Origin of the sequence: Streptomyces olivoverticillatus, from assembly GCF_014203555.1 — a bacterium.
Taxonomy (GTDB): domain Bacteria; phylum Actinomycetota; class Actinomycetes; order Streptomycetales; family Streptomycetaceae; genus Streptomyces; species Streptomyces olivoverticillatus.
Map to the genome: position 1 here is coordinate 388,982 of NZ_JACHJH010000003.1, position 22,559 is coordinate 411,540.

Here is a 22,559-nt window from a genome sequence, read left to right on the forward strand (position 1 = left end):
GGGACCGAGAGTCCCGCCGTCTACAATCCAGTAGACGGTCCACGAGACTGTAGACGATCCATGGGAGGGAGCGGTTCCACGTGACCGAGTCCATACGCCGCCCGGCGGGCGAACTCGAGGCCGCCGTGCTCTCCGCCCTCTGGGCCGCCGAGCGCCCGCTCACCCCGCCCGACGTCCAGCAGGCACTGGACACCCCCCTCGCCCGGACGACCGTCGCCACCATCCTGGCCCGCCTGCACGACAAGGGCACCGTCCGTCGCACCCGGGCCGGGCGCGCCTACGCCTACAGCCCGGCCGTCGAGGACCACGCCGCGCTCGCCGCCCACCGCATGCACAGCGAGCTGGACAAGGAGCACGACCGGCCGGGTGTCCTCGCCCGCTTCGTCTCCCGCCTGACCACCGACGACGAGGCGCTCCTGCGCTCTCTCCTCGAGCAGGCCGCCGTCCCCGGGGACCCGGGGTGATCTGGGCGGTCTGGGCGCCGCTGATCGCGCCCTTCCTCGCCGTCCCCGCCGCCCGCCGCCTCGCCGCCCTCCTGCCGCCGCGCCGGGCCGCACTGCTGCTCGCCGCCTCCACCGCCTCGCTCGCCGTGTTCAGCACGGCCTCGCTCGCCCTGCTGAGCGTGGCAGCCCTGCTGCACCTGCCCTTCGTCGCTGCGCTTGGCCACATCTCGGTGGCACTGCTGCCGCACGACACGGCGTTCGCCGCACCGCTCGGAGCGGCCGCCTGCGGCGCCGCGCTCACCGTGGCCGTCGCCGCGGTCCGCGTCCTGCTGCGCCACGGACGCCAGGTGCTGCGCGCGGACGCCGCGGTCGCGGGGCACTCCAGCGCCGGGGACCTGACCGTCCTGCCGGACGCGGGGGCCGACGCCTACGCGCTGCCCGGCCGCCCCGGGCGGATCGTCGTCACCGCGGGGATGCTGCGCAGGCTGGACGCCGGGGAGCGGGCCGTGCTGCTGGCCCACGAGCGGGCTCATCTGGCCGCCCGCCATCATGTCCTCCTGCTCTGCGCCGAACTGGCCGCCTGCCTGCACCCGGCCCTGCGCGCCCTGCGCGAACCGCTCGCCTTCCAGCTGGAGCGGTGGGCGGACGAGGAAGCGGCCACGGCGGTGGGCGACCGCAGGCTGGCCGCCCGCGCGGTGGGCCGCGCCGCCCTCGCCGCCTCCGCGGCCCCGCCCGGCCGCCGTCCCGACCTGGCGCTGCGCGCGACCGCCGGCCCCGTGCCCCGCCGGGTCGCGGCCCTGCTGGCCGCACCCGCCACCGCCAGCGGGATTCCCGGCCGGGCGGCGTACTGCATAGCGGCCGCGCTGACCGGCTGTCTGCTGGTCTCCGGAGCGGCGACGGCCGACGCGACCAGCGATCTGCACCAGAACATCGAGTCGGCACAGACGGCGGCCGTCACCGGCCGGTGACGGCCGCCGGCACTTCTTCGGCCGGTGCTTCTTCAGTCAGCGCTACTTCGGTCAGCGCTACTTCGGTCAGTGCCGCTTGGTGAACGGCGCGAACGTGTGGCTGAAGTACCAGGGGTTCTGCTCCAGGCCGGAACAGGTGTCGGATCCCTTGGTGCCCGGACAGCCGCCGTTGTCGCGTTGAAGCGCCCAGAACGAGAGGGTGTTGACGCCCTGCGCCGAGGCCCACGCGGACACCGTGGCGGCGTCCTTCGCGGTGAAGGTCTCGGCGGGCCCGTAGTCGTCGATGCCCGGCATCTCCGTGATGCCGGTCATCGCCCACAGCCGGTCGGAGCTCTTCGCCGGGTAGAGCCCGGCGAGTTGGGCGTGCAGGCCGGTGGCCGCGCTGACGGTGTCGGCCGCCATATCGTGCGTGGAGCCGTCGTAGTAATCGAACGTCATGATGTTGACGATGTCGATGTGCGTGCCGTTCGAGACGGCGTTGCGCAGGACGGCCAGACCGCTGTCGGCGAGCCCTTGGGCGGTGGTGGGCAGGGTGTACGAGAACTGCACGGCGCGGCCGGTCACGGCGGCCCAGTCCTGGACCTGCTTGACGGCCTTGTTGCGGCGGTCGATTCCGGCCGGGTTGGTCAGGGAGTTGTCTTCTATGTCGAGATCGAGGCGGGTGACCCCGTAGGTGGTGATCACCTTCTCGTAGGCGGCGGCTATCTTGCCGATGTCGCCGCAGCTGTCGGCGAGTTCCGTGCCGCCGTTGTCCGCCGCGTAACCGCCGAAGGAGGGGATGACGTCGCCGCCGCCGGCCCGGATCGCGGTGACGTCCGTGCCGAAGACGGAGCGGGCGACGGGCCTGCCCGTGTCGCCGTTCCAGTACGGGGTGCACGAACCTTGCGCCTCGGTCTGGAGGAACGCCAGCGTCAGATGCTTCGCCCCCGACTGCGCCGACAGCGCGGCGGGGCTCTCGGGGCCGTAGGTCTCGAAGTAGGGCGCAAAGACATGCGCGGGAAGCGGGGCGGGTCTCGGGGCGGGCCTCGGCGCGGCGGCGGCGGTGGACTGAGCGGATGCCTGTGCCGCGGGGACGCCGCCCGATAGGAGGCCTGCGCTCGCGGCCACGGCGGCCAGCGCGGCGACGAGGGTATGGCGCGATAAGAGTCGTCTCACGAATGCTCCCGGTGGCTGGGTTGTGCACGGGGGTGGGGTGCACAAGGTGGGGGCCGGTACGCGGGAATATCGTTGGACTGGACCAAAGCCGCGTCAAGAGGCGCGGCAGCACGGGATTTCGGCGAACGCCGTGCGAGATCGGGACGGGCGCGGGAAGAGCACCGGGCGAGCACAGGAAATTCCCTCCGTCCCGGGGCCCGTACACCCGGAGCGGAGGGAATTCCGTCGGACTGCCGCGATCGTCAGCCGTTGCCCGAGCCGTTGCCCGAGAGGATCGGGATCTCGTCGAGGATGTGCGACAGCGGGTCGTCGCCGTCGTTGATCGTGGAGTTGTCCGTGCACTGCTGCTGCTGCTGCGAGGTGAGGATCGGCACGTCCTGGAGGCCGATGTTGGCCGCGCCGATCAGGGACTGGATGCCGATCTTGCCGATACCGATGCACGGCTTGTTCAGCGTGCCCTGGATCAGGCTCATCTGCGGGCTTTCCTTGCCCCCGGTCTTGGTGTTGCCGTAGCCGGTCTTCGCACCGTTGGCGTTGGCCACATCCTGGTCGTTGCCGATGGCCATCGCGGGGGTGGCGATGGCGCCGACCGCGGAAGCCGTCATGGCGGCCGTGGCGAGTACCTTCTTGAGCACGTCTATGCCTTTCGATCGATCGGTGATTCCCACCGGGAAGCGACCTGAGTAACTACGCCACATTTGAGAAGTTCCGGACTTTCACTCATTCGAGCCAGTGAAGTAGCCATGGTCAGAGGGCTCTTCCGGGGCAGACGTCAGTCAATCCTTTAAATTGGCCCGCGAATTGAGCGAACCACTATCGCCGGAAGCGGCTCCGGGCTATCTTCGGTCGTGGCCGTACGGGGTGGGCGCGGCCTTCGGCGCCATTTGAGTGACGACGCCGGGACTATGCCGTTCCTGCTGGTAGCGTGCGCCCCGCGGCGGGATTCTCAGCCGTCGGCCCGCTCGGACAGCGCCCCCACAAGCTGCGTCCGGGCGGGCTTTTGGTTACCTGAGCGGGAGGAAGGCCATGACCGTCGAATACATCCGCTACCGCATCGCCGAGACCGAACGCCGCACCGCCTTCGAGAAGGCGTACGCCGCCGCGGCGGAGCACCTCTACGCCGCCCCGCAATGCCTGGGCTACGAGCTCTCGCGGGGCGTCGAGGAACCCGAGCGCTACATCCTGCGCATCGAGTGGACCTCGGTCGAGGACCACGAGGGGGGATTCCGCCGCGGCCCGCATTTCCCGCCCTTCCTGGCCGAGATCCGTCCGTACGTCGACGACATCGAGGAGATGAAGCACTATGAGCGGACGCTGGTGGTGGACAAGAAACGCATGTGACCGCAAGCGCATGTGAACGGCGTGTGACGCGCGCCACCCCCGGTACGGGGCTCGGCGGCTGCCGGAGGCGTATACGCTCGTGGATGTGAACATGCTCGTCAAGCGCCGCCACGTGGACTTCGTCCGCGTCACCAGCATGTCCTGTCGCCGCCACGGCTGACCTTCGCATTCGTGCCGCCCGCCCGTTCCAGGGCCGAGGCCGCCGTCTTCTTCGCGAAGTTTTTGCAGTTCCTGCAGTTCTCGCAGTTCCTCGCACTTTCCTAGCCGCTTCCCGGCCCCGCCCCGTGTCGCCCACCGGCGACCGGTGCCGCGGGCCGCCCGGCCACAGCCGGGCGTGACCGGGCCATCACGCTGTGGACACCCAAATGATCAACGAGCTTCCCGTTCTCGACCTCTCCGCCGCCGCCTCCGCCGACCCGAAGACGCGCGCTCGGTTCCACGACGCCCTGCACACCGCCGCGCGCGACGTGGGCTTCTTCCATCTGACCGGCCACGGCATCACCCCCGCCGAGACCGCCGAGCTGATGGACACCCTCCGCGCCTTCTTCGCGCTTCCCGAAGCGGACCGGCTCGCCATCAGCAACCTCAACTCCCCCCACTTCCGCGGCTACACCCGCATCGGGGACGAGCGCACCGGCGGCAGCCGCGACTGGCGCGACCAGCTCGACATAGGCGCCGAGCGCGCCCCCCGCGTCCCCGCCGCGGACGAGCCCGGCTACTGGTGGCTGGAGGGCCCCAACCAGTGGCCGGCGGCCCTCCCCGAGCTGCGCACCGCCGCCCTGCACTGGATCGACCGGCTCAGCTCGGTCGCCCAGCGGCTGCTGCACGAACTCCTCGCCGCGATCGGCGCTCCGTCCGACTTCTACGACGACGCCTTCGCCGACCGCCCCCACCTGCACCTCAAGCTCGTCCGCTACCCCGGCAGCGCCCCCGACGGCGCCGCCCAGGGCGTGGGCGCGCACAAGGACTACGGCTTCCTGACCCTGCTCCTGCAGGACGAGGTCGGCGGCCTCCAGGTCGAGGGCCCCGACGGCACCTTCATCGACGTGCCCCCGCTGCCGGGCGCCTTCGTGATCAACCTCGGCGAGCTGCTCGAAGTCGCCACCAACGGCTACCTCAAGGCCACCAACCACCGCGTAGTCAGCCCGCCCGGCACCCGCGAGCGCTACTCCGTGCCCTTCTTCTACAACCCGCGGCTCGACGCCCGCATCCAGCCCGTGCCCTTCCCGCACGCCCACCGCGCCCCGGGCGTCACCCAGGACGCGGCCAATCCGCTGTTCGCGGAGTACGGCCGCAACGAGATCAAGGGCTGGCTCCGCGCCCACCCCGGCGTCGCCCGCCGCCACCACCCGGAGCTGCTGGACGCCGGGACGCCCGTGGGCTGAACCGGCCGCGGCCGGCCGCCGCCCGTACCACCAAGATCACACCAAGGTTCCGTCGTCTCTCGTTCAAGGGTTCGTAAGGTGTCCGAAGGGGAACACCTGATACGAGCGCCGAGCGCTTACGGGGGACACGGGGGACGGGGCCATGGGTGGGCTATGGGGTACGGGCGTCGGCTGGCGCCCGGAAATCGCCGGGGACATCGCACGCCCGCAAGGCGTCAACTGGGTGGAGGTCGTGGCGGAGGACGTCTGCCCCGGACACCTCCCCGCCGCTCCTGCGGCTGTGCGAGCGCGGCACGCCCGTCGTCCCGCACGGGGTCTCGCTCGGCCTCGGCGGCGCGGACCGGCCCGACCTCGGCAAGCTGGTCGCCCTGGCCGAGCGCGCCGAAGCGCTGGGAGCGCCGCTCGTCACCGAGCACATCGCCTTCGTCGGATCCGGCGGGCCGCTGACGGCGTCCCCCCGCATCGAAGCCGGGCACCTGCTGCCGGTGCCCCGCACCCGGGACGCGCTGGACGTCCTCTGCGAGAACGTCCGTATCGCCCAGCAACTGCTGCCCGTACCCCTTGCCTTGGAGAACGTCGCGGCGTTCCTCACCTGGCCGGAGAACGAGCTCTCGGAAGGGCAGTTCCTCGCCGAGCTGGTCGAGCGCACGGGCGTCGGCCTTCTCGTCGACGTCGCCAACCTCCACACCAACCACGTCAACCGCGGCGAAGACCCGGCCACCGTCCTCGACGAGCTCCCGCTCGAAGCCATCGCCTACGTGCACGTGGCGGGCGGCTTCGAGCGGGACGGCCTGTGGCACGACAGCCACGCCCACCCCGTCACCCGGCCCGTCCTCGACGTCCTGGCCGAGCTCTGCGCCCGCACCACCCCGCCCGGCGTCCTGCTGGAGCGCGACGACGACTTCCCCGAGGCCGACGAGCTGGCCGCCGAACTCCAGGCGATCCAGGCCGTGGTGACGCGGGCCTCCGCCAAGGACGTACGGACGGGGGTGCCGCAGCGTGTCCGATGACGACCTGGCCGCGGCCCGCGAGCGGCTCGCGCTCGCCCAGCACGCGCTGCTCTCCGCCCTGGTCGCAGGCTCCCCGCCGCCCGAAGGCTTTGACCGCCGAGGCTTGGCCGCCCAGCGTCGCGCGCTGCTCACCAAGCGCGCGCACGTCATCGCCAAGGTGGCACCCGAGCTGCGCGAGATTCTCGGCGCGGATTTCCCGCGCCTCTTCCGCGCCTATGCCCAAGGACGGCCGATGGCAGAGGGATACCGCCGGGACGCAGCGGATTTCGCCCACCATGTGCTCGCCACCACCCGCGATGCCGAGCGGCGACAGCGGCTGACGGTTTGGGCGGCGCGGCAGAGCGATTCCACCCCCGAAAAGCATGGGCTGCTGGGCCGCGTGATGTCCGCCTTGAAGAAGAAAGGCAGCTGACGCATGACCGCCGCATTCATCGTGGCGCTGACCGCCTTGTGCGTACTGTCGGCCTGGCTCATCGGCCTGCGGCTCCAGGCCCATGGCCCGCGCGGCCCGTTCGACGACCTCGCCACCCAAAACTGTCATCGGCTGGACCTGTGGGGCATCGCCTATCTGATGGGCGGCCGTGACCGCGTGGCGGATACGCTGATCGTCAAAACGTACGCCGACGGACGCATAGGCATGGACGACCGCGGCAAGATCAACGTCATCGATGCCAGGGCCGACAGCGCAGAGGAGCGGGCGGTGTTGAGGCACTGCGGCTCCGAATGGAACGTTGCCTTAAAGACCTTGCGCGGAAAACTGCGCAGCGACCCCCTGTCCGACCTCATCGAAAACAGGCTGAGCGAGCCGAAGCTCTTCCTCTCGGAACGCACCATGCGCACATGGCGGATCGTCGCGGGTTTCCAGGTGGCCGCAATAGTCGTCGCGGCAGGCACCAGCTTGGGCATGCTGCTGCATTCAGGCTCTGATCACCGGCCCTTCGCCCTCGTCATCGCGGCCGCCCTGGGCATTGCGCTGCGAGCATTCTGCTCACCGAGCAATCACCGGCAGAGGATGACCGAATACGGCGAGAAGGCCCAGCATCACCTCCGCTCTCGGTCACCCTGGGGCCGACAGGACCCGGATCTCCATCCGGCGGGCCTCGCCGGCGCCGTCGCGGTGTTCGGCACCGCCGTCATCCCCGACAGGACCATGCGCCATCACCTGGAGAACGCCGCCCGCTCGAATGCAATCAGCCGGAGCCGGGCGGCCCGCCGTCGCGCGAGCTCCACGTCTTCCACGTCGTCGTGCGGCGGCGCGACCTGCTCCAGCTACTCCTCGTGCTCCAGCACGTCCAGTTGCAGTGGGGGCAGTTCGAGCTGCTCCTCAAGCAGTTGCTCGTCCTCCAGCTGCGGCGGAGGCAGCAGCTGCTCCTGACGGGACTATGCGCCGGCCCGCCACTCGGCCGCGAAGGCCCGAGCGGGGTTGCCGACGAACACCGCCTCGATGAGTTCCTCCCCCAGCTCGCGCGCCAGCCTCGGCCGCAACGTGCTCAGCAGATACAGCGCCCCCGGGCCCTCGCCACCGGCCGCGCGGGCCGCCGCCGTGGTCGTGTCGCCGCCCAGCAGCAGGCGGTCGCCGAATCCGGCCTCCGCGAGCGCCGCCAGGCAGTCGAACAGCCGCCAGTCGGTTGCATGGTGGGTGCGCGAGGGTCCGTCGAAGGCGAGGTAGGCACCTGCTCGCGCCGCATCCCGGTGCGCCCGGCTGTCGGGGGAGCGGCCCAGATGCCCCAGGACGACGTGTGCCGGAGGCACCTCCAGTTCGCCGCAGAGCAGGTCGAGCACCTCCATCGCACCCGTGCCCAGTTCGAGGTGCACGGCGATGGGGGAGCCCGTTCTGTGGTGCGCATGGGCGGCGGCGGTCATCGTCAGCCGGGCGTGGGCGTCGAGACCGTGGAAGCCTCCGGCGACCTTGATCAGGCCCGCGCGCACCGGCGCCGTCGTCAGATCCTCGACGAAGAGCTCGGCGAGGCGCTCCCTGTCCCGCTGCACCAGTTCGGGTGTGTAGTGGACGGACTGGTGAAGTCCGGTGGCGGCGACCACATGCACCCCGGTCTCCCGGGCCAGCCGGACGAGGTCCGCACGCCGTCGCCCCATCCCGCGCGGCGTCCACTGCACGAGCGCCTGCCCGCCGAGGTCCCGGAAGGCCTGCAGCTCCACTGCGGCGGCCTGAGCGTCGTCGAGCTCCTGGCCCGGCAGCCGCGGGCTCCGCAGGAAGAGGTGGTCGTGCGCATCGCAGACGCCCAGCTCTCCGGCCGGTATGTCGCCGAGCACGGTACGGATGGTGAGCGGTCGTGATTCCTGCGGTTGCATGCAGGGTCCTCCGAGGTCGGAACGTCGAGCATGATCCTTTACGGAGGGCACTGTACGCCGGGCGATGCGCAACCGGCGTGGATCAGATGGCCGTCGGAGCCTCCAGCAGTGTCGGCGTGAGCCAGCGGTTCACAGCGCCGCCGTGGCGGGGCGCAGCAGCGTCGCGATCCTGGCCGCGGAGGTGCCCAGGCCCGTGGGGGCGCCCAGGACGGGCGCCGCGGGGGTGTGGGCCGTGGGTGCAGCGTGGTGCCGCAGCAGGTCCGCTTCCCCGTACCGGTGGCATTCCCGGTGCCAGGTGAGGATCGCGGTCATCCAGTTCTTGAGCTCTTCGGCATGGCCCTCCAGGGCGGCCCGTGCCTCCGCGTCCAGGTCGAACTCCTCGTACAGCGCGGGGAGCTGGGTGGAGAGCACGTGCTGGAACTCCCGCATGCGGGAGCGCATCAGGTCGCTGACGATGCCCAGCGCCTCGGTGCGCCCGCAGTTGAAGAAGTTCTCGACGACGAGGACGGCGTTGTGCACCTCGCCCTCGAATTCGACCTCCTTCTGGTAGGAGAAGACGTCGTTGGTCAGGCAGGCGTAGTCGGCCGCCGCGTTCTCCAGGGCCTGGACGGGCCGGGAACGGTAGACCTCGGGCGGCAGGGTCTTCCCGTGGCCGAACCGGGACAGGGTCATGGTGAGGTCCGAGCCGAAGGTCTTGCGGCGCATCTCGATGTAGTCGACGGGCTCGGGGATGCGGTTCATCCGCTGGTTGTCCAGCTCCCACAGCCAGCTGTCCAGCATGACCTCGATGGCGGCGCGGAAGGCGCGGCGGGCGTCTTCGCCCATGGGGGCCGTGGTCCGCAGCCAGAGGTCGCCCAGTCCGCGCTCCATCGGATTGAGAGGGGTCGGCACGGTCGTGCCGTCGAGCGGCATGAATTCCCGCAACCGGTCGTTGCAGGCCTTCGCGGCCCCGGTGTCGGGGCTGTGCCCGAAGACCACCGGGTAGAGGTCGTCGCCGTAGGTGCCCCAGGTGAGCCAGTCGGTGCCGAGGTCGAGCTCCTCCCGGGTCGCCGCCGGGTGGATGCCCGCTGCGCACAGGCCGAAGTCGTAGTCCCTGAGCTTGGCTTCGGTCCAGACTCCGGACATCGGGTCGCCGGGGGAGGGGTTAAGGAAACCCATCCGGTGTCCCCACTCGATGTTGTGCTTCCGGCTGGCGTCCAGGTGGGGGCTGAGCCGGGTCTCGTACGGCATGTCGAAGTCGGGCAGCGGCAGATGGCCGACGTGCTGGAACGGCACATGGGTGAAGCTGCGCAGCCGGGCCGGCAGTGCGGCCACCAGAGAGGGCACCAGGCGGGCCGCCGAGGTGCCCAGTCCGAGGGGGCCGCCGAGCAGGTCCCCGGCCGTGCTGGAGCAGTCGTCGGACGTGCCGGACCTCTCCGAGGCGCCGTTCATGTAGCGGCTGGAGCGCATGTGCCACTCGTGTCCGCCGGACTGCCAGTCCTGCAGGCCCTTGACGTAGGCGAAGACGTCGGCGTAGGCCTGCCCGTCCAGCCCGTGCTGCAGCAGGAGGGGCTCGACCTCGGTGAGCGCGGTGTGCTCGAACTGCTGGAGCCGGGAGGTCAGCAGGTCGTTCACGGCATCCGCGGCCTGCTGGGTGTCACAGCCGAGGAACCGCTCCAGGACGAGGATGGCGTTGGCCAGCTCGCCCTCGCTCTCGGTCTCCCGCTGGTAGGAGAAGATGTCGTTCCGCAGGTGCACCCCGTCGGCGAAGGTGTCCTTGAGGACCCGCATCGGGCGGCTCGCCGCGATCGCGTCGGGGACCTCGGCGCCCACCGCGTGCTCGACGAGATGGGCTGACCAGGGGGCTCCGCCGACCTTGCGGCGCATCTCGATGTACTCGACGGGGTTGGCGACGCGGCCGTCGTTGATGTTCGACAGCTCCCACATCGACTCTTCGAGCAGGTGCCAGGTGCTCTCCCGGAAGCGCCGCCGCCAGGCCTCAGACATCGTCGGCACCGTGCGGGCCCACAAGTCGGCCAGGCCCGCCTCGACTTGATTGGCCGGCTCCTCGGGAGGGCGGCTGCCGTCCAGCGGCATGAAGGCGGGCAGCCGGTCCAGGTAGGCGCGGGCGGCGTGCATGTCGCCGGTGCGCTTGAACTTGGCCAGGAAGTCGTCGTCGAAGAAGAACACCCACACGTACCAGTCGGTGACCAGGTCGAGCTCCGGACCGGAGGCGTCGGGGTGGGTGTACGAGCACAGCAGCGCGTAGTCGTGGGAGTCGAAGTCCGCCTCGTCCCAGACGCCCGAGCCCTCGACCATCCCGAACTCCCGGGCCCATGCCTTCGAGTGCTCGCGCGCGCCTTCCAGGTGGGGATTGAGGCGTGCCGGGTACGGCATGTAGAACCGGGGGAGCTCGAAGGGGTTCGGCATCGGCGGGCGGCCTCCTCGCGTGAGCCTGGATCGGGTGTCGGCTCACGTTAAGGCGCCCGGGTGCCGGGTGCGGGCAGGTAATGAGTCTTTCCGCTCAATCCGGTGAACACCGGTGCGCTTCCGCTTATCGATCTTCGACGGGGGCGCGGGATCGGAACCTCACAAAAGCTTCCACATCCGCCCAACGTCAAGGGCGCGTGGGCCCGTTGGTGCGACCGGATGTCTTCTTGTGCGCCCCCTCGTTCGGTCGGGATACTCGTTCGCGCAACTCTTGACATGAACGCGACGTACTGGTCCGTTCGTGTGGAACGCCCTCCCGGGCCCGCCGCCCCACCGGCGGCGGGCACACCCCCCTCACAGGAGGTCACGAGTTGAAGGACTCACGCATACCCAAACGGCGCGCGGCCCTGGTGGTCGCCGGGGCCGTGGCCCTGACCACGGCGTCCCTCACCCTGCAGAGCGCCGACGCCGCCGCCCCCATGTCGGCCGTCCAGGCGGGGCAGTTGGCACAGCGCATCGGCGCCGACCGGACCGTGGAACCGGCGGGCTCGTACTACGACGCCGCCGCGCACAAGCTCGTCGTCGACGTCCTCGACCGGGCCGCCGCCGCGAAGGTGCGGGCCGCGGGGGCCGAGGCCAGGATCGTCAAGCACTCGGCGGCCGAGCTGGCTTCGGCCAGACGGACCCTCGGCGCCGAGGCCGCGGTCCCCGGCACCGCCTGGTCCGTCGACCCGAAGACCAACAAGGTCGTCGTCACCGTCGACAGCACGGTCAAGGGCGCCCGGCTGGCGAAGGTCGAGAAGGCCGTCGCCGCGCTCGGCGACAAGGTCGCCGTCAAGAAGACGCCCGGCAGGATCCGGCCGCTCGTCGCGGGCGGTGACGCCATCTGGGGCAGCGGCGTGCGCTGCTCGCTCGGATTCAACGTCACCAAGTCCGGCGAGCCGTACTTCCTCACCGCCGGGCACTGCGGCAACGCCTCCTCCACCTGGTCCGACACCCAGGGCGGCGCCCAGATCGGCACGACGGAGAGCTCCTCCTTCCCCGGCCACGACTACGCCCTCGTGCGGTACACCTCCGACACCGCACACCCCAGCGCGGTCGACCTGTACAACGGCGGCGCGCAGGACATCAGCCGCGCGGCCACGGCGACCGTCGGCGAACAGGTACAGCGCAGCGGCAGCACCACCCAGGTGCAGGGCGGCCAGGTCACCGGCCTCGACGCCACCGTCAACTACCAAGAGGGCACGGTCAACGGCCTGATCGACACCTCCGTCTGCGCCGAACCGGGCGACAGCGGCGGCGCCCTCTTCGACGGCGACACGGCACTGGGCCTCACCTCCGGCGGCAGCGGTGACTGCTCCTCCGGCGGCGAGACCTTCTTCCAGCCGGTGCCGGACGCCCTCCAGGCCTTCGGGGCACAGCTGCCCTGACGGCCGCAGCCGATCGCACGGGTCCCGGCCGGGCTTCCGGCCGGGGCCCTCGTTGTATTGACGAGCGCGGCAGCCGGACCCCGGTGCACATCCCCTTCACCAGTGGCCTGTCCAAAAGCGTGCCAGGACGGAACACTTGGGACGGAGAAGAGGGCAACGGGGGAGGAAACGGTATGCAGCGTCCGGCGGACGGTTTGCGGGAGGAACACCGAACGGAAGTCGAGAGCCTGTTGGGGCGGGCCGTCGAGGAGGAAGTGCGCCGGTCGGGCGGGCGCACGGACGGCGAAGCGCTGCTGCGCCGGGCGTGCGGACAGGCCGATGCCCTGGCGGCCGCGGCCGCGGAGGAGTACGCGGCGTACGTCGGGGCTCTGGACAGCGAAGAGGCATCGGTCCGGCCGCTCGCGGCCCGGCTGTCCAGGGCATCACTCGCCACCCCGGCATGGGTGACCGCAGTGGCCGCGGTGGCCGCGTGCGGCACGGACCTCGGCTTCGGCACCTCGGCGGGCACCGCCGTGGGCACGGGAGCCGTGACGGCCGTGGCCGGGGGCCTGACCGCCGTCGCGAAACTGACGGCCGGGCACTGGCCCGCCGTGCACCGGCGCGCGGCGCGGCGAGGACAGCCCGGCGGGACCGAGCAGCTGCGGCTGCAGTGGCTCACGGCGCTCGAAGTGCGCGGCATCCGGCCGTTCCTGGACCACCAGCGGATGGTCTCGGGCACGCCACGCGGCCGTGGCACAACGGCCGGGAAGGACGCGCACGGCTCCGGTCTCGGGCCGGTGCTGCGCGGTGGGGACCGTAGCGCGGCGGCACACCGGCGCAACGCCCTCGCGCGGTCCTTCGACCACCTTCCGGAAGCCGTGGAGCCGTTCGCGGGACGCCAGACGCAGCTGGCCCGGATCGTCCGGTGCGTGCAGCAGGCACGGGCCGCCATCGACACCAAGCCGACGGTGGTGGTGCTGCACGGGCCGCCCGGCTCCGGGCGGTCCACGCTCGCCCTGAAGGCCGCACACCACCTGCGCGACCAGTTCCGCGGAGCGGGTGTGGTGGATCTACGCGGGGAGAGCCCCGACGAGCAGCCGCTGTCGCCCAGGGACGGACTGATGCAGCTGCTCAACCAGCTCGGCGCCCCGCGCGAACAACTGCTCTTCAGGGAGCGGGCCTCGCAGGAACAGCACATCCAGCGGCTGTCCGAGGTGTACGAACAGCACCTCGCCGGTACGGCGGCCGTCGTCGTGCTCGACGACGCCTCCGACGGCGAGCAGGTCCGCGCGCTGATCCCGCACCGCTCCGACAGCCTGGTCCTCGTCACCGCCCGTACGCCGCTGTCCCTGCCGCCGGACCTGGACGCCTGGGTGCACGAACTGCCGGTCGGCCCCCTGGACCAGGACGGCACGCAGGAGCTGCTGGAGGCCGTGGCCGAGGAGCCCGTGCGGGGCCCGTACGAGGCGGAGTCGCTGGCCCGCGTGCGGGAGCTGTGCGGCGGGCTGCCGCTGGCCTTGCGGATCTCGGGCTCGGCCCTCGGGCCGCGCACCCTGCCCGTACTCGGCGCCGAACTGGCGGCCTCAGGGCAGACCGACCCGGTGGAACGGGCCCTGTGGCTGCGCTACCTGGACCAGAGCGACGGCGCCCGGCTGCTGCTGCGCCGGCTGGCCCTGGCGGGACGGGCTTCCCTGGGCCCCGCGGCCGCGGCAGCGCTGCTGGCCGAGGACGAGAAGGAGGCGGCGGAGGGCCTGATGGCACTGGCCGGGGCCGGGCTGATCGAGCCCGTCCACGCCGACCGCTACCGGATGCACGACCTGGTGCGCTCCTTCGCCCGGGCCCGGCTGCAGGAAGAGGACGAACCCGCCGAGCGCGCCGCCGCTCTGGAGCGGTTGTTCCGCAGCTACGCGGAACTGGCGGACTCGGTCATCCGGATGATCGACGGCAAGACCTCGACCCGGGCGGGCATGTTCACCAAGGGGCCGGCCAGGGTGCACGGCTTCACCTCGCTCACCGCCGCACTGCGTTGGATGGACGAGGAGTCGGGCTTCATCACCTCCACCCTGCGGCACGCGGAAGGAGTCGACCACGCCGTGGTGCTGCACTTGCTGGGCGCCCTGTGCGACTACTGCCTGCTGCGCGGAGACCTCCACCGGCTGGGCGAGCTGAGCGAGCTGACCCAGGCCATGGACCGCGGCCTGCTGACGCGTTCGGTGCAGTGGCGCACGGGCGTCGCGGCCCGCCAGCTCGGCGAGCTGGACAGCTCGCGCGCCACCCTGACCTCGGTGGTCGATCTGTACATGGAGGCCCACAACCAGGCGGGCGCCGCCCGGGCCCTGCGCGACCTGGGCGTCACCCTTCACCACCAGGGGCAACTGCCGGAAGCCGAAGCCAAACTGCGGCAGGCACTGGAGATCCAGACCGCACCCGAGCTGGCCGGCGACCGGGCCTGGACGCTGCACGCGCTGGCGGCGGTCGAGCGCGACCGGGGACGGCCGGCCGAGGCGCTCGCCCACCTGACGGACTCCATGGAACTGCACCGCGAGAGCGAGAGCCTGCACGGCCAGGCGTGGGCACACTTCCAGCTGGGCCAGTTGCGGCTGTGCACCGGCCGGGCGGACGCGGCGCAGACGGAGTTCGACCGGGCCCTGGAGCTGTACCGGCGCACTCAGGACGCCCGCGGCGAGGCCTGGGCACTGACCCAGCTGGCACGCACCGCCCTGGCGAGCGGCGACGCGGAGACGGCGGCGGAACAGCTCCGGCAGGCCGCCTCCCGGCACCGGCAGCACGAGGACGTCCGCGGCGAGGCCTGGACCTTCTACTACCTGGGCCACGCGCTGGAGGAGCTCGGCGACCTCGCGGCGGCGGTGCGCGAACTGGACCGGGCCCGCACGATGTTCAGCCGGATGCGCGACGTCTACGGGCTGGCCTGCGCCCGGCACCATTCCGGCCGCGTCTCCCGCGACCAGCGAGCCGCCCAGACCGGCTCGCTGCGCAACAGCGGCTTCGCGCGCCAGCTGCTGCAGGAGTCCCGGACGGACTTCCAGCGTGCGGGCGTCCCGCACGGCGAGGCATGGTCGTGTCTGGAACTCGCCGTCGTCGACGCGGGCAACGACCGTACCGGCCCGGCGCTGGAGCTGGTGGACGAGGCCGTGGAACTGTTCACCGGCTGCAAGGACCGGCGCGGCGAGAGCTGGGCCCGGTTCCTGCGCTGCAGCCTGCTGCCGTTCACCTCACCCGGTGGATCGGTGGTCGGATCGGCGGTGGCCGAGGAGGAACTGGCCGTTCTGCGGCAGGAGACGGGCACGGGCGACTGGCCGGGCGATCCGGCGCTGGACGAGGCGGCGCAGGCCTACGCCGTGGTGCTGCAGCAGGGCGTCGAACCGGAGTCGGGCTGGCAGGCCTGGCGGCTCGGCATGGTGCCGGGCCGCCGGGCCCGCGATGTCATGGCCGTACCGCTCGGGGGCTCCTGACGGCAGGGTCAGGGGCTGACCGCGTCGAAGCCGTAGCGCAGCGGCTCTTCCGTCACGCGCAGGTCGCGCCGGTAGATGTACAGCGCCGCTATGCGCATCCCGCCGGCCGGGCCCTCCACCGTGCAGGGGTGGGTGACCTGCACCACTCCCGGACGGTGGGTCACGCGGATCGTCACTCCGTCCGCAGGTCCGCCGTGCAGCACGGCCGTTTCGCACTGCGTCATGCCGTCGTGTGTCATGAATCCATACTTTAGAGGTTGCGCAAGCAGTGAAATGTTTGTGCGGGCCGGGAACCGCGGCGTCCGGCCTGCCGTTGGAGACCAGGGGAGAGTGGAGGAGGCGGACCGTGATGGTGCTACGAGGTCGTCGGCGGTGGCTGGTGGCGGCGGTTGTCGCCGTCGGCTGTGTCACGGCATGTGACGCGCAGGGCGGCGGGTCCTCTTCGGCATCGGCGGGTCCCCGGTCACCGAGTGCGTCGGCGCCGGGCTCGCCCGCGCCGTCCTCGTCGGCGCGGTCCGTGAACAACGACCCTGCCCACTTCGCCGCGCCGGTCGTCGCCCGGGCGAAAGAGGCGAAGGTCGATCCTCAATTGCTGATGGCGATCCTCTACAACGAGGCGTACAAGCCGCACGACCCCGACTTGGAGCGGGAGTGGCAGCGCATGAAGCCCGATTCCGCATTCGGCATAGCGAACATGCACAAAGCCGCATTCGACGAGGTCAAGCAGGGGCGTGATTTCGCCGCGCGTTCGTGGCAGGACCTCCCCGACGATCCGGATCTGGCCATCGAGGCCGCGGCCTGGCATTTGCACGACCTGGAGGCGAGTCTGCCGAAGGAGCCGTCCGGCCCCTTCACCAAGGACGAGCTGCTGGCCTTGGGTTACAACACCGGTGCGGGCAATATGGGCGCATTCGCCCGGGGCGTGAAACCCGGCTCGATGGCCCGGTCCTACCTGGATCGTCTCCATGACAACTGGGCCAAAGCCGGACGGGCCGTCCGGCATTAGGCGTGACCCATTCGATCACGGGGTCACTCGAGTGAAACCATTGCGCGGCTGCCGAGCGTCGTCATCAGTGCCCGGAGCCACCGGGCGATTCACGCACGGCAGCAGATTCACACTCGGCAGCATGAGGAAAGGCAGAAAGACACCATGGGCATCATCGGCTGGATCGTCCTGGGGCTACTGGCCGGAGCGATCGCCAAGATACTTCTGCCGGGCCGGGACCCGGGCGGGCTGATCGGCACGACCCTCATCGGTATCGCCGGAGCGTTCATCGGCGGCTGGCTGTCCGCCAAGTTCCTGCACAAGCCGATCAGCAACCACTTCTTCGACGCCGCCACGTGGGGGTCGGCGATCGCGGGCTCACTGGTCCTGCTGATCGGCTACCGCATCCTCTTCGGGAATTCACGCGACTGAGACGTCGGCTGAGACATCAACCGAGACGTCACCGGATGTCGACCGCGGCCTTCCAGTTCACGACGGCGTGAGAACACACGTGGCCGGGGGCGGCGACGCAGTGCCGGACGGCCGCGATGTCGCCGTGGCCGCGCCCGACCGCACGGAGCACCGCGCGAGCGTCACCGCCCGGTGTCGTACCGCCCCCGACGCGGCGGAGCAGGTGGGGCGCGGTGATCGCCAGGTCGCTCCACACCCAGGTGACGCCCTTTTCGCGGAGGCCGGTCAGCCGGACGTCGACCACATCCCCGGGGTGGACGACCACCGTGCGGCCGTCATCGTGGTTCGTCAGCGTGACGGTGCGCGCGGCCGTCGCGGGGTCGGGCGGCCGGGGTGCGGGTACGGCCGTGGAGGCGGATGCCGCTGTCGCGGTCATCGCCAGCCCCAGAGCCAGAGACAGCGTTGCGTACTTCATGGTCTTCATCAGTGACTCCCAGCGGTTGCGGACGGGCCGACCTCCGTCCTACGCCTTCGGAGCAGGCCGCGAAGCGCTTACTCCTCCCATTCAGTCCATTTCGCGAATCACCGGATATGTGCGCGACACCTGCGATCAGTCGGTGGCGAGGCCGTCGACCAGGCGGTCGAGGAAGCGGGCGAAAGTGGCGTCGGGGGTGAGGGGCCGCCCGGGAGCGGCGAGGACTTCGGCCAGCTCCGGGTGGCGGCCGTCGGCGATGACGGCGGCGAGATAGCGGGCTTCAGCCGCGGCGCGGTCCGGTGAGTCCGCGGCCGCGGCCTGCGTGATTTCGTAGGTGACGTGCCCCGAGACGAGTCCCGTGAGCATGCTGAAGACATCCAGCTTCGCCACGCCGTCCAGGCGGGTGGGGCGCAGGGCGCCGAGCGCGCGCTCCAGGAACGCCAGGGTGTTGGGGCCGAGGGACCGGCGGGCCGACAGGGCCGCGGGGAGCCAGGGGTGCCGGAGCATGAGGGCGCGCTGCAGGTGGGCGATGGCCTTCAGGTCGGTGCGCCAGTCACCGGTGAGGGGTTCCGTCGTCGGCAGTTCGCCGCTGACGTGATCGACCATCAGCTCCAGCAGCGTCTCCTTGTCGGGGGCGTAGCTGTAGAGCGACATGACGCCGGCTCCGACCTCGGCGGCGACGCGCCGCATGGTGACCGCCTCCAGCCCTTCGGCGTCCGCGAGGGCGACAGCCGCTGACGTGATCGCCTCGCGGCTGAACGCGGGCTTGCGCCCCCTGCGGGGCTGGGCGGGGGTCAGCCAGAGCTGTTGGGGGTCGACGCCCGTGGCGCCGGACCCGTCTCCGCGGGTCACGATCGTCCTGTTCCCTTCTTCGCTGCCGTGAGGTGCGTACGGACACCATCCAAGCATCAGCTATTCTCGTACTTAGTACGAGAATAGCTGAGGGGGAACGATGACAGCACGCCATCACCACACCGCGCCGAAGCCCGCCTGGACCCCGCCTGCCGGGAAGCCGCCGCGGTCCTCGCGCATGATGAGGGCCACATGGCGCAAACTCCCGGCCAAGCGGTACGACGTCGGCTGGGAGCCGGATCTCGTCGTCCCGGCCGCGGACGGCAGCCCGTTGCGCACGGACCACTACTTCCCCCGCGCGGAAGGCGACTTCCCCACCCTCCTTGTGCGTTCGCCCTACGGCAGGGGCGTGCCCTGGTCGCCCATGTACGGCATCCTCTTCGCCGAGCAGGGCTTCCACGTGGTTGTGCAGAGCTGCCGCGGCACCGGCGGCTCGGGCGGCCGGTTCGACCTGTGGCGCAACGAACCCGCCGACGGCCAGGCCACGGTGTCCTGGCTGCGGGGGCAGCCCTGGTTCAACGGAACGCTCGGCACAATCGGCGCCAGCTACCTCGGCTATGTGCAGTGGGCGCTCGCCCTGGACCCGCCGCCGGAGCTGAAGGCCATGGTGGTGCAGGTCGGCCTCCACGACCCTCACGCCTTCTTCCATGCCGGTGGTGCGTTCCACCTGGAGAACGCCCTCGTGATGGCCCTCGGCATGACGTACCAGCACCAGGGGATGGTGCCCATGACGAAGGCTGCGCTGCGCCTGCAGCGCAATCTGCGCAAGGTCACGAACGCCCTGCCGCTGCGCGGGGCGCATGCGGCGGCCCTCGGCGAAGTGCCCTGGCTGGACGGTGCGATGACGCACCCGGACGCCGACGACCCGCACTGGATCGGTGCGTCCGTGGGTGAGGCGGCGGAGCGGCTCACCGTGCCGACATGTCTGATCGGTGGATGGCACGACGTGATGGCCGACCAGAACTTTGAGCAGTACGGCCGACTGCGCCGAGCCGGATGCGAGACCTCTCTGCTCGTCGGCCCCTGGACGCACACATCCGCATTTCAGCAGGGCTGGGCCGACGTCTTCTCCGAAAGCCTCGCCTGGCTGCGTGCGCATCTGTGCGCCGACCCCGGCGGCCTGCGTCCCAGCAGGGTGCGCGTGCACGTCGGCGGCGAAGACGCGTGGCGGGACCTCGACGACTGGCCGCAGTCCCCGGCGGCGACCCCTTGGTACCCCACCCCGGACGGTGGTCTCACCCGGCAAGCACCCACGGACGCAGCCCCTCTGGCGTCCTTCCGCTACGACCCGGCGGACCCCACCCCCTCCGCCGGCGGGCGCTTGCTCTCCCGCACCGCCGGCCCTCGCGACAACGGCTCCCTGGAGGCCCGGAAGGACGTCCTGACGTTCACCGGACCGCCGCTGACCGAGCCCCTGGACGTCCTCGGCCCGATCACCGCGCTGCTGCGGGTCTCCACGGACACCGGGCACGCCGATGTCTTCGCCCGCCTGTGCGACGTGGACGAACGAGGCCGTTCCGTCAACATCTGCGACGGGCTGGTCCGGCTGCGGACCGCCGGGCAGGAGTCGTCGGAGGCCGCCGTGCCGATGAGCGCCACCGCCCACCGCTTCGCCGCCGGCCACCGGATCCGCCTGCAGATCAGTGGGGGAGCGCATCCGCGCTACGCCCGAAACCCCGGCACGGGGGAGCCGTCGGCCGATGCCGCCGGTCTCGCGCCGGTGCACATCACGCTCCACGCAGATTCGGCATTGCTGCTTCCTCTCACTGTCGATGACGCTCCATAAGCCGCTCTTGGGGTGACCCCAAAGGATTCCCAGGGAAGTTGATCAAGGGTGACTATGGCCTCACACAGTGCAATTGCACACAAGTGGAGTCACATATTCCATGATAACGATCCCATTAAGCAACTCCCTGGGAATCGCCGCGCATTGGAATGGACCTTTAGGGGTGAGGTCGGTAATTCCCTTGATTCCAGGGCGACTTGCCGGAAGTGCGGGCTGATGCATGACCCCTTCCGTGGTGGTCATGTACGCGATATCTCCGTTCCGGACAAGCCTGTCTGACGGACCGTCTCTTCTGGCACACTTCCGGCCACCCACAACTCCCCCGACGGAAAATGAGGTGTGGCTTCGGCCGGGTCCGACGGGGGACTGACAAAGGAACCCCCCATGCGCAGATTCCGTTTGCCGGCCCGTATAACGGGTCGCAGAAAGACTCTCCTGTCCGCCATGGCCGCCGTCCTCTCCGGCGGCCTCATGCTGGGCATCGCCCCCCAGGCCCAGGCCGCCGTCACCGGCACGGTCGTCGGCGGACAGGGCAATTTCAGCACCGTCAACCAGCGTTCCCTGCCGTCGCTCTCGGCCAGCGTCACCGGGACCTCCCCGGTCGGCGACCACATTCCGATGGTCTGCCGCACGACCGGCGACGTCGTCGAGAACAACTCCCGCTGGATCTGGTCCGGCGCGTACTACGTCGCCGACGCCTTCATCAGCGAGGACACCGGCAGCCTGCCGGCCTGCAACGGCGCCCGCCCCACCAACTGGACCGCTCTGAACATCGGCATGCAGAAGCAGGTCCAGAACCAGTGGTGCTGGGACGCCTCCGGTCTGACCATCGCCAACTACTGGGGATACACCCGCTACAACCAGTACGACTTCTGCCGCCTGGCCGCGCAGAACAACCAGCTGGACTGCAACAACCAGCCGGCCACCCTCGACGACATGGCCAACGCCCTCTACAACATGGGCTTCCGCAACAGCGGCACCGACCTCTACCGCAACGCCTCGTTCAGTGAGACCCAGAACGAGATAGCGAACGGTCGCCCCTTCGCCGTCCGCATCGGCTGGACCTCCGGCGGCGGCCACATGAACGTCATCTACGGCTACGACAGCTCCAGCAACATGATCGCGGTCGGCGACCCCTGGCCCAGCACGCAGACCTACACCTGGTGGAACTACTCCACCTACGCCGGAAACAACTCCTTCCGGTGGACCCACTCGCGCATCGGCATCCACGGCTAGGAGAACGACCCACCATGCACCGTACGACCAGACGTGCCGCCACCCTGCTTGCGGCCGCTGCCGCCGCCACCCTCTGCGGAATCGTTCCCGCGCAGGCGGCCGACGGCCCCACCGCTCCCGGCGCGACCGACATCGCCGCCGCTCAGCAGGTGCTGCGCTCCGGCCAGGTCCACGACACCGTCTCCCGCTTCCTGACCGCCGCCGAACACCACGCGCCCACCGGCGGCGCGGACGGCGGCACCGCCGGCGCCCCGCACGGCCTCGTGCAGACGCCCGCCACAGCGCCCGGCTTCGACGTCAAGAAGCCCGTGCCCTTCTACGAGCTCGCGCCCGAGTTCGTCACCGGAAAGGCCAAGCCCACCGCCAAGTCGGCCCTGCGGCTGTCCTACCTCGCCTCCCGCGTCTCGGCCACCGACGGCCACCAGGCCGCCGTGCTGCTCGCCCCCGGGCAGCGAGGACAGGCCTGGCAGCTGGCCGGCATCCGCGACGGCGACGCGGACATCAGCGCCGCCGAACGCGGCACCGACCAGGCGCAGACCTTCATGGAGCCGCAGGTCCACGCCTGGTACAGGCTGACGGGCAGCGGCTCGGTGGAGCCGCTGAACAAGGAGGCCGGTGTCGCCCTCCAGGGCAAGCCGCGCGTCACCCTCGCCGCGTACCAGCAGCTCGTCGCCAAGCGCTACGGCGACAAGCAGCCCGGCTCGGCCTACGACCGCAAGGGTCTCGCCGGCGGCTACGCCCTCGCCGAGGACCAGACTGCCACGGCTCCTTCTCGCGCCTGGGTCCCCGCCGCCTCCGGCGCGGCCGCCCTGGCGGTGTCGGGCGCGGCCGTCTTCCAGCTGCGCCGCAAGCGCCGCTCGGCCTGATTCCGCACGTCCGGCGCTCCGGTCCCCCCAGTGGGGTCCGGAGCG

At 70.9% G+C, this 22,559-nt stretch carries 18 protein-coding genes and 2 pseudogenes; 13 read left to right on the forward strand and 7 right to left on the reverse strand.

Translation table 11 applies throughout. The annotated features are described in order from the left end of the window. The first annotated feature begins 80 nt into the window (after nucleotides 1–80). Both FHS39_RS12265 and FHS39_RS12270 read left to right on the forward strand, forming a co-directional pair. Entirely contained in the window at nucleotides 81–464 is a 384-nt protein-coding gene (locus FHS39_RS12265; RefSeq protein WP_184349301.1) for a BlaI/MecI/CopY family transcriptional regulator, read from the forward strand. Then, the gene (locus FHS39_RS12270) at nucleotides 461–1,411 is read left to right on the forward strand and encodes a M48 family metalloprotease (protein ID WP_184349302.1); all 951 of its coding nucleotides are present in this window, start codon (nucleotides 461–463) and stop codon (nucleotides 1,409–1,411) included. Before FHS39_RS12265 ends, FHS39_RS12270 begins: the two co-directional genes overlap by 4 nt. A 78-nt stretch (nucleotides 1,412–1,489) precedes the next feature. On the opposite strand, the pseudogene FHS39_RS12275 reads toward FHS39_RS12270, so the two are convergent. After that, nucleotides 1,490–2,527 (reverse strand): annotated as a pseudogene (locus tag FHS39_RS12275) (chitinase); the annotation flags it as partial. 281 nt (nucleotides 2,528–2,808) lie between these two features. Then, nucleotides 2,809–3,201, reverse strand: coding sequence for a rodlin (locus tag FHS39_RS12280; protein ID WP_184349303.1), 393 nt, complete (start codon nucleotides 3,199–3,201; stop codon nucleotides 2,809–2,811). A 391-nt stretch (nucleotides 3,202–3,592) separates the two neighbouring features. Between FHS39_RS12280 and FHS39_RS12285 the strand changes: the two genes are divergently transcribed. From FHS39_RS12285 to FHS39_RS12305, 4 genes and pseudogenes are all read left to right on the forward strand, one after another. After that, entirely contained in the window at nucleotides 3,593–3,907 is a 315-nt protein-coding gene (locus FHS39_RS12285; protein ID WP_184349304.1) for a putative quinol monooxygenase, read from the forward strand. Between the two features lie 365 nt (nucleotides 3,908–4,272). Next, on the forward strand, nucleotides 4,273–5,292 hold the full coding sequence (locus FHS39_RS12290; protein WP_184349305.1) for an isopenicillin N synthase family dioxygenase: 1,020 nt from the start codon (nucleotides 4,273–4,275) through the stop codon (nucleotides 5,290–5,292). A gap of 142 nt (nucleotides 5,293–5,434) precedes the next feature. Next, nucleotides 5,435–6,714: pseudogene (locus tag FHS39_RS12295) on the forward strand (multinuclear nonheme iron-dependent oxidase). A gap of 3 nt (nucleotides 6,715–6,717) precedes the next feature. After that, the gene (locus FHS39_RS12305) at nucleotides 6,718–7,677 is read left to right on the forward strand and encodes a TIGR04222 domain-containing membrane protein (protein ID WP_184349307.1); all 960 of its coding nucleotides are present in this window, start codon (nucleotides 6,718–6,720) and stop codon (nucleotides 7,675–7,677) included. A 5-nt stretch (nucleotides 7,678–7,682) separates the two neighbouring features. Here FHS39_RS12305 and FHS39_RS12310 read toward each other — a convergent pair whose 3' ends face one another. Both FHS39_RS12310 and FHS39_RS12315 read right to left on the reverse strand, forming a co-directional pair. After that, a complete protein-coding gene (locus FHS39_RS12310) occupies nucleotides 7,683–8,612 on the reverse strand; it encodes a phosphotriesterase family protein (RefSeq protein WP_184349308.1) in 930 nt (309 codons plus the stop codon). 129 nt (nucleotides 8,613–8,741) lie between these two features. Beyond that, entirely contained in the window at nucleotides 8,742–11,021 is a 2,280-nt protein-coding gene (locus tag FHS39_RS12315) for a terpene synthase family protein (protein ID WP_184349309.1), read from the reverse strand. Between the two features lie 371 nt (nucleotides 11,022–11,392). Here FHS39_RS12315 and FHS39_RS12320 point away from each other — a divergent pair, with 371 nt between their 5' ends. Both FHS39_RS12320 and FHS39_RS12325 read left to right on the forward strand, forming a co-directional pair. Continuing rightward, complete coding sequence (locus FHS39_RS12320; protein ID WP_184349310.1) at nucleotides 11,393–12,451, forward strand: S1 family peptidase; 1,059 nt, start codon at nucleotides 11,393–11,395, stop codon at nucleotides 12,449–12,451. 173 nt (nucleotides 12,452–12,624) lie between these two features. Then, complete coding sequence (locus FHS39_RS12325) at nucleotides 12,625–15,903, forward strand: tetratricopeptide repeat protein (protein ID WP_184349311.1); 3,279 nt, start codon at nucleotides 12,625–12,627, stop codon at nucleotides 15,901–15,903. 8 nt (nucleotides 15,904–15,911) lie between these two features. Here the strand turns inward: FHS39_RS12325 and FHS39_RS12330 are convergent, their stop codons facing one another. Then, nucleotides 15,912–16,142: a hypothetical protein gene (locus FHS39_RS12330; protein ID WP_184349312.1), complete on the reverse strand. Its 231-nt coding sequence runs from the start codon at nucleotides 16,140–16,142 to the stop codon at nucleotides 15,912–15,914. 278 nt (nucleotides 16,143–16,420) lie between these two features. Here FHS39_RS12330 and FHS39_RS12335 point away from each other — a divergent pair, with 278 nt between their 5' ends. Both FHS39_RS12335 and FHS39_RS12340 read left to right on the forward strand, forming a co-directional pair. Next, on the forward strand, nucleotides 16,421–16,909 hold the full coding sequence (locus tag FHS39_RS12335) for a transglycosylase SLT domain-containing protein (protein ID WP_425507771.1): 489 nt from the start codon (nucleotides 16,421–16,423) through the stop codon (nucleotides 16,907–16,909). A gap of 144 nt (nucleotides 16,910–17,053) precedes the next feature. Beyond that, nucleotides 17,054–17,320 (forward strand): GlsB/YeaQ/YmgE family stress response membrane protein, encoded by a 267-nt coding sequence (locus FHS39_RS12340; protein ID WP_184349313.1) that lies wholly within the window; start codon nucleotides 17,054–17,056, stop codon nucleotides 17,318–17,320. Between the two features lie 28 nt (nucleotides 17,321–17,348). On the opposite strand, the gene FHS39_RS12345 is transcribed toward FHS39_RS12340, so the two are convergent. Beyond that, nucleotides 17,349–17,783: a hypothetical protein gene (locus tag FHS39_RS12345; RefSeq protein WP_184349314.1), complete on the reverse strand. Its 435-nt coding sequence runs from the start codon at nucleotides 17,781–17,783 to the stop codon at nucleotides 17,349–17,351. A gap of 126 nt (nucleotides 17,784–17,909) precedes the next feature. Then, nucleotides 17,910–18,626, reverse strand: a complete 717-nt coding sequence (locus tag FHS39_RS12350) for a TetR/AcrR family transcriptional regulator (protein WP_343069538.1) — start codon at nucleotides 18,624–18,626, stop codon at nucleotides 17,910–17,912. Between the two features lie 100 nt (nucleotides 18,627–18,726). Here FHS39_RS12350 and FHS39_RS12355 point away from each other — a divergent pair, with 100 nt between their 5' ends. The 3 genes from FHS39_RS12355 to FHS39_RS12365 all read left to right on the forward strand — a co-directional run bounded on the left by FHS39_RS12355 (nucleotide 18,727) and on the right by FHS39_RS12365 (nucleotide 22,514). Then, entirely contained in the window at nucleotides 18,727–20,412 is a 1,686-nt protein-coding gene (locus FHS39_RS12355; protein WP_246470159.1) for a CocE/NonD family hydrolase, read from the forward strand. A 444-nt stretch (nucleotides 20,413–20,856) separates the two neighbouring features. Further along, nucleotides 20,857–21,648 carry a papain-like cysteine protease family protein gene (locus tag FHS39_RS12360; protein WP_246470161.1) on the forward strand — a complete coding sequence of 264 codons (792 nt, stop codon included), beginning with the start codon at nucleotides 20,857–20,859 and terminating at the stop codon, nucleotides 21,646–21,648. A gap of 14 nt (nucleotides 21,649–21,662) precedes the next feature. Next, the gene (locus FHS39_RS12365; protein ID WP_184349316.1) at nucleotides 21,663–22,514 is read left to right on the forward strand and encodes a hypothetical protein; all 852 of its coding nucleotides are present in this window, start codon (nucleotides 21,663–21,665) and stop codon (nucleotides 22,512–22,514) included. The last annotated feature ends 45 nt before the right edge of the window (nucleotides 22,515–22,559 follow it).

Excerpts from the sequence above, each read along its gene's own strand:
- FHS39_RS12285 (WP_184349304.1), top strand. The coding sequence starts at position 3,593 with ATGACCGTCGAATACATCCGCTACCGCATCGCCGAGACCGAACGCCGC.
- FHS39_RS12290 (WP_184349305.1), top strand. The coding sequence starts at position 4,273 with ATGATCAACGAGCTTCCCGTTCTCGACCTCTCCGCCGCCGCCTCCGCC.
- FHS39_RS12305 (WP_184349307.1), top strand. The coding sequence starts at position 6,718 with ATGACCGCCGCATTCATCGTGGCGCTGACCGCCTTGTGCGTACTGTCG.
- FHS39_RS12310 (WP_184349308.1), bottom strand. The coding sequence starts at position 8,612 with ATGCAACCGCAGGAATCACGACCGCTCACCATCCGTACCGTGCTCGGC.
- FHS39_RS12315 (WP_184349309.1), bottom strand. The coding sequence starts at position 11,021 with ATGCCGAACCCCTTCGAGCTCCCCCGGTTCTACATGCCGTACCCGGCA.
- FHS39_RS12325 (WP_184349311.1), top strand. The coding sequence starts at position 12,625 with ATGCAGCGTCCGGCGGACGGTTTGCGGGAGGAACACCGAACGGAAGTC.
- FHS39_RS12330 (WP_184349312.1), bottom strand. The coding sequence starts at position 16,142 with ATGACACACGACGGCATGACGCAGTGCGAAACGGCCGTGCTGCACGGC.
- FHS39_RS12340 (WP_184349313.1), top strand. The coding sequence starts at position 17,054 with ATGGGCATCATCGGCTGGATCGTCCTGGGGCTACTGGCCGGAGCGATC.
- FHS39_RS12345 (WP_184349314.1), bottom strand. The coding sequence starts at position 17,783 with ATGAAGACCATGAAGTACGCAACGCTGTCTCTGGCTCTGGGGCTGGCG.
- FHS39_RS12355 (WP_246470159.1), top strand. The coding sequence starts at position 18,727 with ATGACAGCACGCCATCACCACACCGCGCCGAAGCCCGCCTGGACCCCG.
- FHS39_RS12360 (WP_246470161.1), top strand. The coding sequence starts at position 20,857 with ATGGCCGCCGTCCTCTCCGGCGGCCTCATGCTGGGCATCGCCCCCCAG.
- FHS39_RS12365 (WP_184349316.1), top strand. The coding sequence starts at position 21,663 with ATGCACCGTACGACCAGACGTGCCGCCACCCTGCTTGCGGCCGCTGCC.